At 67.7% G+C, this 3375-nt stretch carries 3 protein-coding genes; all 3 read left to right on the forward strand.

Annotation, left to right across the window (positions count from 1 at the left end; genetic code table 11):
- Window positions 1–1227 (forward strand): NADH-quinone oxidoreductase subunit M (locus OXK16_16785; GenBank protein MDE0377596.1); only part of this gene is annotated, 1227 nt, incomplete at its 5' end.
- Entirely contained in the window at window positions 1224–2666 is a 1443-nt protein-coding gene (locus tag OXK16_16790) for an NADH-quinone oxidoreductase subunit N (protein ID MDE0377597.1), read from the forward strand. The genes OXK16_16785 and OXK16_16790, both read left to right, overlap by 4 nt.
- A partial coding sequence (locus OXK16_16795; GenBank protein ID MDE0377598.1) for a polymer-forming cytoskeletal protein occupies window positions 2659–3375 on the forward strand: 717 nt, incomplete at its 3' end. The genes OXK16_16790 and OXK16_16795, both read left to right, overlap by 8 nt.

Genomic DNA, 3375 nt, shown 5'->3' on the forward strand with positions numbered 1-3375 from the left:
GATCACCGGGTCCGGCTGTTCGTCGCCATGAACCTGCTGCTGGAGGCCGGCCTCATCGGGGTGTTCCTGTCGCTCGACCTGTTCCTCTTCTTCGTGTTCTTCGAGGCGATCCTGATCCCGATGGCCTTCATCATCGGCATCTGGGGGAGCGAGAACCGCATCTACGCGGCGGTCAAGTTCTTCCTCTACACGGCGCTGGGCTCGGCCCTGATGCTGGCGGGCATCATCGCTCTGGCGCTCATCCACCGGGAGCAGGTGGGCGAGATCAGCTTCTCGTATCTCGGAATGCTGGACCTCGATCTCGGTCTCAATACCCAGCGGTGGTTGTTCGGGGCATTCGTGGTCGCCTTCGCCATCAAGGTCCCGGTGTTCCCGCTCCATACCTGGCTGCCCGATGCCCACGTGGAGGCGCCCACCGCCGGATCGGTGCTGCTGGCCGGAGTCCTGCTGAAGCTCGGCACCTACGGGCTCCTCCGGTTCAACCTGCCGCTGTTCCCCGAGGCCACCCTCGACTTCGTGCCCCTGCTGGCCACCCTGGCGGTGATCGGGGTGATCTACGGGGCTGTGGTGGCCATCGTCCAGCCCGACCTGAAGAAGCTGGTGGCCTACTCGTCGGTCAGCCACCTGGGCTTCATCGTCCTCGGGACCTTCGCCCTCACCTCCCAGAGCCTGGAGGGAAGCGTGGTCCAGATGATCAACCACGGTCTCACGACCGGGGCGCTGTTCCTCCTGGTCGGGATCCTCTACGAGCGCCGCCACACCAAGGCCATCGCCGATTTCGGGGGTCTCGCCTCGTCGATGCCCGTCTTCGCGGGCATGTTCCTGTTCATCGCCTTCGCCTCGATCGGGCTGCCGGGCCTGAACGGGTTCGTGGGCGAGTTCCTGATCCTCGTGGGGAGTTACCCGACGCTCCCCGTGTACACGGTGCTGTCCGCCACGGGCGTCATCCTGGCGGCGGTCTACCTCCTGTGGGCGTACGAGCGGGTCTTCACCGGCGAGATCACGGATCCGGCCAACCGGCAGGTCTCGGACCTCTCCATCGGGGAGACCCTGGTCTTCGTACCGCTGGTCGCTCTCATAATCGTGCTGGGCGTCTATCCGAAGGTGGCGCTCGATGTGATCGGTCCGTCCACGGACGCCGTCCTGGAGCGGGTCGAGGCCACCACCGGGTACACGGCGCCCGAACCGGGCGGTACACACGTCATGGCGTCGGGGGGCGGGGAATGACCGGCGTCTCCTACCTGGCGATAGCGCCTGAGATCATCCTCACCTCGGGGGCGGTGGTGGTGCTGATGGTGGACGTGTTCGCCCGACCCTCGGCCCGGGTGCACGGGTGGCTGGTCTCGGCGACCTACGCGCTGGTGGCGATCGCGATCGGGTTCCAGTGGCACCGCATCGGCATCGACGGGGCAGGCGTGTCCTTCGGGGGAACACTCCTTCTGAACTACCTGTCGGTGACGGTAAGGGCCATCCTGCTGGTGGTGGCCGTGCTGGGTACGGCCGCGGCCTGGCGGATGCTGGTCGGGCTCGGCCGTCGCGCCGCCGAGGGGATCGCCCTCGTCATGGTGGCGACCGTCGGCTTCATGCTGATGGGCGCCTCGGCCGACCTGGTGATGACCTTCGTGGCGCTGGAGGTGGGTTCCATCGCCCTCTATGTGCTGGCCGGAATCGTCCGTAGCTCCCCGGCCGGAGACGAGGCGGCCATGAAGTACTTCCTGCTGGGTGCGTTCGCCTCCGCCATCTTCATCTACGGCGGCGCCCTGGTCTACGCGGCCACGGGCAGCACCAACCTCGGCGAGATAGCAGCCTTCCTGTCGGCGGTTCACGTGGCCCGTCCGGCGGTGCTCCTCATCGGGATCGGCCTCATGGTGGTCGGCCTGGGTTTCAAAGTCACTGCGGCGCCGTTCCATTCCTGGGCGCCGGATGTCTACCAGGGAGCTCCGGCGGGAGTGGTGGGGTTCATGGCGGCCGCGGCCAAGATCGGAGGCTTCGCCGCCCTCATCAACATCCTGACCGGAGGCTTCGAGCGATACTCGGGGGCGTGGGGGGATGGTCTGGCGCTGGTGGCGGCGGTATCCGTGATACTGGGCACCCTGTTGGCGATCCAGCAATCCGACGTGCGAAGGATGCTGGCGTATTCCGGAGTGGCCCACGCCGGTTTCATACTGACCGGGCTGGCGGCGGGAGTCGTGGCCAGTTCCGGTGTCCTGTTCTACCTGGCTACCTACTCGGTGATGCTGGTGGGAGCCTTCGCGGCGGTTACGGCGGTCAGCGGCCAGGCCGCTACCGGCAGCACCTTCGAGGAGTACCGGGGCCTGGCGAGGAGGTCGCCGGTGGTGGCGGCGGTTCTGGCCACCCTGATGATCGCCATGTCCGGCATGCCCCTCACCACCGGGTTCATCGGCAAGTTCCAGGTGTTCACGTCCGCTTGGGACGGCGGGTACGAATGGCTGGTGATCACCGGCCTGCTGGCGTCGGTGGCGGCATTCTTCTTCTACCTGCGGCTGGTGGTGGTGATGTACTTCCGTGGGGACGAGGGCGAGGGAACGACTCTCGTCGTGGCCCGGAGCATCCGGTGGGTGCTGGTCGCAGCGGCGGGCGTGTCCGTGGTGCTGGGGGTCTTCCCCGGCCCCCTGCTTGACGTCTTGAACCGGGTCGGTGCCTAGGCATCTGGCTGTAAGGCTGCTCGGGCTGGGCGTGGCGGCCCTGCTCCTGACTGCAGCCGGCGCCCCCGAGGCCCTCCAGACGGTCGGCGGGGACATCTACATCGTCCCGGAGAATGAGGTGGTGGGGGAGAACCTGTACGTCTCGGCCTCGGTGGTCCGGGTCCACGGAACCATCGAGGGCGACCTGGTGGTTCTGACCACCAGCCGCTTCCACGTCACGGGCTCGGTCGAGGGGGACGTGGTCGGTTTTGCCCGGACGGCTTCGATCGAGGGCACGGTGGAGGGCTCGGTCCGGCTGGCCGGTGTCGACATCGAGGTTTCCGGCGAGGTGGGGGACGAGGTGGCCGTCCTGGCCCGGGACGCGGTGCTGGGGGGCGAGATCGGCGGCGATGCGCTGGTCTGGGCGATCAGGCTCCTGGCCGAAGGCGGCCTGGGGCGTGATCTGGGCGGCCGTACCCTCCACGCCACGATCGACGGCCGGGTGGGCCGGGACGTGGAGATGACCATCGACCACCTCAGGGTCGGGCCGGGCGCCGTGGTGGGCGGAGACCTGGGCTATCGAAGCGCCGACGATGCTGAGATCGATCCCGGAGCGACCATCGGGGGCACCCTGGTGCGCCGAGCGCCCCTGTCGCCGGACATCTGGTTACGGGCGGGACGCCTCCTGGGAGGTCTGGTGATCTTCCTGCTGTTCATGGCCATGGGGTTG

The organism is bacterium (assembly GCA_028821235.1).
Taxonomy (GTDB): Bacteria; Actinomycetota; Acidimicrobiia; order Spongiisociales; family Spongiisociaceae; genus Spongiisocius.

Excerpts from the sequence above, each read along its gene's own strand:
- OXK16_16790 (MDE0377597.1), top strand. The coding sequence starts at position 1,224 with ATGACCGGCGTCTCCTACCTGGCGATAGCGCCTGAGATCATCCTCACC.